The sequence below is a fragment of the Fodinibius sp. genome (assembly GCF_041642155.1).
Taxonomy (GTDB): domain Bacteria; phylum Bacteroidota; class Rhodothermia; order Balneolales; family Balneolaceae; genus Fodinibius.
On sequence record NZ_JBEPWZ010000166.1, the window covers coordinates 1 to 6,406 of the forward strand.

Below are 6,406 nucleotides of genomic sequence, written 5' to 3' on the forward strand. Positions count from 1 at the left end.
AAACCCGGCGGCGACCGGGCTGAAGAAGTTCGGGTATGTCAACAGGTGTTGCAATCCCTGGGCATTCGCAGCTTTGTTCCCCAGGTGACCGCCTGTCCGGGGTGCGGGCGGACGAACAGCACCTACTTCCAGGAACTGGCGGATGAAATCCAACAGTATCTGCGTGAAATGATGCCGGTCTGGCGCGAACTGTATCCCGGTGTGGAAGAGATGAATGTAGCCGTAATGGGCTGTGTGGTCAACGGTCCCGGAGAATCGAGAAATGCCAACATCGGCATTTCGCTGCCCGGTACCTTCGAGGAACCCAAGGCTCCGGTCTATATGGATGGAGAGCATCACACTACGCTCAGAGGAGACCACATCGCCCGGGAATTTCGTGAAATTCTGGATGACTACATTATGCGCAACTATGGAAAAAAGGGAACCGTTGAAGAAGCTCGGTAGCGTGCCCCCGGGCTTATTTAAGGAGTGTAGGAGGGTTTTGAAAAACCAGGGGCTTTGTTCCATACCAACTCCTGAGTGATTTCCAAACCACAGTGCACAGTATATGTAGACGATGTATAAAGATGTAGAAATCGCGAAAATGCAGAGATTGGGCAAAACAACGGTTTTGCAACATAGAAGGCCTCTATTAAGGAAAGAGCATACCGTTATGACAAGTCATGTGGTTGTTTACCTGGTTGTTTTTATGGTCTTTACCGGCCTTGTGGGGTGCGAGCACTCCGGGGACCAGTCAAACGGGGAACTGGTCGACCGGCAGTATGTGAATTCTGAGAACTATCGTTCATTCTCCAGTCAGGCTGATCAGGAGCAAGAAGTTGCGCGTAATCGAAAAGTTGGGCTGACTGCGCGGCTGAAAGGCCTTTCAGACTGCTCGGCATCTCGCGCGCTTACCCCACCATTTGCCATCGATTCGCTAAACATTGCCAAATGGAGTGAGTCCGATACAACGACCTGCTTTAGCGAACAATCTTTCGAAAGCAGTCCATATACCCTCAGGGTATTAGCACAGACCTCTTTTTACGATGTCAAGATGTTATGGATTCTGCATACCCGCGTCTCGATGTACCGGGACGAGAAACTTTTTTTAGCCACATTCAAGAATGAAAAATTACGGCATGCCGAAAGTGTGGGTGCGTATCGAAAAAATCTAAAGGAACATATCTCAACGGAAATGGACGTGAGACCCGATAGTGAAGAACTGCTAATAACAGCCGTGGAGGATCGTAAAATCATATATCCGATTGAACAGCATAATGCCGTAGAAAATGTTTATTATGTCGACAGCGATGGAAACATAAAAAAATAGTCACAGATGTACCCGTTTCCGTATCATAGGTAGTAAAAAGCTGTGGCCCATACAAATTGTATCCTTGACATGGGTATTTCAGTATAACTTATTGAATGAAAGAGAAGGCGAAGCTGTATTTCTATGAACAGGATATCTGTAAAAGCCTGCAGCGTTTGTAAGATCCTCTTCGGGATTCGGGCAACTATCACGTCCCTTTTTCTTCAAACGCCCGGGGTCGGAAGCAGGGTTTAGGTAACTTAATAATGTGTGTTTATGAGATTTGTAAAATCGGTTTTATTAGTGATATTCAGCCTGGCTTTTTTGCCTGCTACTTTCATAGCGCAAGAACTCGATCCCATAATTCACAAGGCTGATTCGCTCTACGCGGAATATCAGGAAGAACAGAGTCTGGAACTGTATGACCAGGTACTGGAGCAAGAGCCCGATCACTATAAAGCGCTGTGGAGAAGCAGTTTTCTGTATTCACGGATTGGAAACCGGCTGGATGAGGAAGCGAATCAGGAAGATTATTTTAATCGGGCTATTGAGTTGGCTGAAAAAGCACTGGCTGTAGATTCTACCGATTCGCAGTCTAATTTTGTCATGTCCGTAGCAATGGGACGGAAAGCCCTGATTTCGGGAGCGAGGGACCGTGTCGCGGCGTCCCGGGCTATCAAAAAGTATGCAGACCGGGCCATCAGTTATGACAGTACCAACGCAGGGGCCTGGCACGTATTGGGACGCTGGCATTTTAAGGTTGCCAATTTGAGCTGGGTTGAGCGCCTTGCCGCCAATACTCTTTTTGGAGGGGTCCCCGGTAATGCGAGCAATGAAAAAGCAGCGGAATACATTGAGAAGGCGATTTCCCTGGAGGGGCAATATGCACGTTATTATTACGACTTGGCCCGGGTGTATGAAGAGCTGGGCAGGGATAAACAGGCTATTGAAACCTGCCAGGCGGCTATAGACCTGCCTGTTTTAACGGTAGATGATATGGAAATTAAAAACCAGTGTCACCAGTTAATTGGGGATATTTGATGATTGAGTTTCTGTTGATATCTGTTAGCGCTTTCATTATTATCCCAAGAATTCCATAACGAAGTAGATCCAAATTGTCCCAAACGATATACGATAAAGTCCGCCGGACGGATATCAAACCTGAAGAGCCTGCATTTCGTTTAATTAAAAGATTAATAGATCGACGATGTGCGCACTGTCGGCTATGAAGAAGCAGATTCATAGCCCTTTCATGGGAAATGGCGATGTACAGCTATCCGAATATATAGAACTTTCTGCGATGCGCCGGCCGAGGCATAGATGGGCAGCAAGGACACAAAATTATTACTCGGCAACCTCGGGGAGAGGTCTTCAGCATTGGTTCAGCAGAACTATGTGCCAGAACTCGTTCGCCGGTCTAAACCGCGAAGATATCAGACACAAAAGGTTAACAAACATTATTTAGGATCAATTTATGTCATCTAAAGAACGCCAAATTAAACGAATTGGAGTGTTGACTTCGGGAGGAGACGCCCCGGGCATGAATGCAGGGATTCGAGCAGTCGTTCGGGCTTCCGTATATTATCATATAACCCCGTTTGGAATACGGCACGGGTATGATGGATTTATCAACAATGATATCTGCGAGATGCATGCCGGTTCCGTGAAGCATATTATCCATCAGGGAGGAACGATTTTAAAATCCGCCCGGAGCAATGAATTTAAAACGGATGAGGGCATGAAAAAAGCCTGGGAAAACGTTAAAGAACATCAACTGGACGCTTTGGTTGTAATTGGAGGGGACGGAACCTTCAAGGGAGCGATGGAATTTGGGAATATGTTTGATTTTCCCATTGTCGGTATTCCGGGAACCATAGACAATGATATTTTTGGCACGGACTTTACCGTGGGCTTTGATACGGCTGTCAATACGGTGGTCGAAGCGGTTGATAAAATAAGAGACACCGCAACATCACATAACCGCCTCTTTTTTGTTGAGGTGATGGGACGTGATGCGGGATTCATTGCCATGTATTCGGGTATTGGAGCCGGGGCTGAAGAAATTCTCATCCCGGAAAAAGACCGGGGGGTGGAGCAGCTGTTTGAGTCGCTGGAACGAACTTCACAGCGAAAAAAAAGTTCACGCCTGGTGATTGTTGCCGAGGGCGATAAAAATGCAAATGTCTATGATATCGAAGAGAAGGTGCGGGAACGTTTTGGTGACCGGTACGAGACCAAAGTGACCATCCTGGGTCATGTTCAGCGGGGGGGACGTCCCAGTTGTACCGACCGGGTACTGGCGAGCCGGCTGGGAGTAACGGCTATTGAAGCCCTCAGAAAGGGCCGTCACGGTGTGATGGCGGGGGTACGGAATCGCAAAGTGGAATTTACTGATTTTGAACAGGCAACCAAACGAAATCCCGAAATGGATCGGGAGCTCATGCGTGTCGCCAATATTATCTCTATTTAATCCGTTGAGCATGTGGTGAAACGATAGATATATAACCACTGCTCAACATGTAACGGATATTTAATTAAATTTCAGACCTATGTTAACTGAACAGGTTGATTTCAAAACGGAAAGAGGGAACGGATCTCCCACGGAGCGCTCCTACCAAACTCCCGAATGGGCTAAGCATGTTATCTGGTATCAAATATTTCCCGAGCGATTCCGAAACGGTGATCCCTCGAACGATCCGGCGGCAGACCGGATTTGCGGTCCCGATGGATGGAAAGTTAGTCCATGGACCTCGGATTGGTATGACCGCACCGATTGGGAAAAATCACTGGGAGACCGTTTCCTTGACGGCGTTTATCACCGCCGCTACGGAGGCGATCTGCAGGGTATTATTGACAAACTGGATTATCTGCAGGAGCTGGGTGTAGGGGCGATTTATCTGAATCCTGTTTTTGATGCCGTTTCACTGCACAAGTACGACAGTAGCTGCTATCACCACGTGGATCGCTTCTTTGGTCCCGACCCCAAAGGTGATGTGCGTATCATGGAGCGGGAAGATCCGCTGGATCCGGAGACCTGGCAATGGACTTCCGCCGACCGTCTTTTTCTGGAGCTCATAGAAGAGGTCCATGACCGGGGGTTGAAGATCATCATCGATGGCGTTTTTAATCATACCGGGACCGATTTTTGGGCGTTTCGGGATCTGACAGAAAATCAGCGGGAGTCTCCTTACAGCAATTGGTATGCGGTCAAATCGTTTAAAGATCCCGACAGTGACACTGAATTTGATTATGCCGGGTGGTGGGGACATAAGGCATTGCCCGAGTGGAAAGAAGTTGATAATACGCTGATTCAACCGGTGCGACAACATATCTTTGATATCACCCGCCGCTGGATGGATCCTGATGGCGACGGCGACCCCTCGGACGGAGTAGACGGCTGGCGGCTCGATGTCCCTGAAGAGGTGGGAAAAGGGTTTTGGAGAGAATGGAATGCACTGGTCCGGGACATTAATCCACAGGCATATACGGTGGGTGAAATATGGTCTGATAAATCCAAAGAATGGGTGAGCGGGGATCTGTTTAATGCTGCTATGAACTATCCTTTTGCGAAAGCCGTGCAGAAATATATGATCGACCGGGCGTTATCCCCCAGCGAATTTTTAAATATACTAAAGAAAGGACGCAAAAGTTTTCCCGAAGAAGCTTCTTTTGTGATGCAGAACCTGATGGACAGTCACGATACCCCGCGCCTGGCTTCAATGATCGTCAATCCGGGACGGAAGTATAATGAAGGCGGAAGGCCGGAGATGGGCTTTGACGTCCGGAAGCCCGATACCGGGGAACGTCGCATTCAAAAACTGATTGCGCTCTTTCAATATACGTATGTTGGAGCTCCCATGATTTATTACGGCACGGAAGCCGGCATGTGGGGGGCGGGCGATCCTGACGACCGCAAGCCGATGGTATGGCCTGAATACGATTATGAGCCGGAAAAGATGCATCCGATGGGAAAAGAACGTCCCGCCGACGATAATAATTTTGACTTCAAACTCTTCAAATGGTATCAAAAACTGGGCGAAATTCGTAATGAGCATCTGGCACTGCAGAACGGGGCCTTCCAGCCGTTGAATGTAGAGGACGACAAGGATACTTTTGCATTCGCACGCGTTCTGAATCATCAGAAATTTGCCATCATTGCGCTGAATCGCTCCGATAAATCCCAAAATATGCGGATTCCGCTTGACGAATTTGAAATACCGGATAAAAAGCATCTGGAAAACCTGCTGACCGATACCCGTGTGGAAATCGAGGGGGAATATGTCGTAATAAACCTGCCCCCGATTTCAGGTGCTGTCTTAAGTCCAGAACAGGACCAAAAATGAGGTTAGATCCCAAATATTTCAATACTTTTTTAGCCGTTGTAGCTGTCATTGCTGCCTCGTTTATTGCCTATTTTACGATAAGCAGCCAACAGAACAAACGTTCTGATTTTAAAGAGCGGATTATGCAGCAAGACTCCTTACAAACGGTCGCCTGGCCCCTGGTAGATACCTCGGAAAGTATCAGCATCACTGATTTTAGTGATCGCTTTGTGCTGCTTCATTTTTGGTCGAACTGGTCGGATCGCTCCATTCATGCACACCGCCGATTAGCAAAGTTGAAAAAGGAGTATGGCGAACGGCTGGCTGTTATCGCGGCCGCGGTGGGACTCCAGAAAGAGGAGGCCCTCTCGTATGCAAGAGAGCATGAGTATCCCTTTTACCATGTAGCGGGTTCCCAGCAGTTTTCTGCTTTTCATATACCGGGAGTACCCACATATTTGCTCTATACGCCGGAAGGCACGCTTGAATTTGTTTTGACAGGATCTATGGATGAGGTTAAATTTGACAGCTTAAGGACGATAATGGATGACAGGCGAAAATAACGGATGGATTATTTACGACGGCAAGTTGACACCGGCCAAAGAACCCGTTGCCGGTGCGGCTTCGCGGGGACTGATGTACGGCGACGGGACCTTTGAAACCCTTCGGGTGTATGGGGGACAGACCCTGCTCTTTAAAAAGCATATGGAACGGCTGGAAGCAGGGTTGCGCGTGCTGGGAATGGATGCGAGGCATCTTCCGCGTGAGGACAGGCTTAAGGAACAAATCCACCGGC

At 48.2% G+C, this 6,406-nt stretch carries 7 protein-coding genes; all 7 read left to right on the plus strand.

The annotated features are described in order from the left end of the window. Nucleotides 1–444, plus strand: a 444-nt coding sequence (locus tag ACESLU_RS09960; RefSeq protein ID WP_372638505.1) for a flavodoxin-dependent (E)-4-hydroxy-3-methylbut-2-enyl-diphosphate synthase, incomplete at its 5' end; no start/stop codon positions are given. Nucleotides 445–652: 208 nt separating this feature from the next. After that, nucleotides 653–1,309 (plus strand): hypothetical protein, encoded by a 657-nt coding sequence (locus ACESLU_RS09965; protein ID WP_372638506.1) that lies wholly within the window; start codon nt 653–655, stop codon nt 1,307–1,309. Between the two features lie 255 nt (nt 1,310–1,564). Then, nucleotides 1,565–2,329 carry a hypothetical protein gene (locus ACESLU_RS09970; RefSeq protein ID WP_372638507.1) on the plus strand — a complete coding sequence of 255 codons (765 nt, stop codon included), beginning with the start codon at nt 1,565–1,567 and terminating at the stop codon, nt 2,327–2,329. Between the two features lie 433 nt (nt 2,330–2,762). Beyond that, on the plus strand, nt 2,763–3,758 hold the full coding sequence (pfkA, locus tag ACESLU_RS09975; protein ID WP_372638508.1) for a 6-phosphofructokinase: 996 nt from the start codon (nt 2,763–2,765) through the stop codon (nt 3,756–3,758). A 79-nt stretch (nt 3,759–3,837) separates the two neighbouring features. After that, entirely contained in the window at nt 3,838–5,631 is a 1,794-nt protein-coding gene (locus ACESLU_RS09980) for a glycoside hydrolase family 13 protein (RefSeq protein WP_372638509.1), read from the plus strand. Continuing rightward, nucleotides 5,628–6,173, plus strand: a complete 546-nt coding sequence (locus ACESLU_RS09985; protein ID WP_372638510.1) for a TlpA family protein disulfide reductase — start codon at nt 5,628–5,630, stop codon at nt 6,171–6,173. Before ACESLU_RS09980 ends, ACESLU_RS09985 begins: the two co-directional genes overlap by 4 nt. Then, a partial coding sequence (locus ACESLU_RS09990; protein WP_372638511.1) for an aminotransferase class IV occupies nt 6,157–6,406 on the plus strand: 250 nt, incomplete at its 3' end. The genes ACESLU_RS09985 and ACESLU_RS09990, both read left to right, overlap by 17 nt.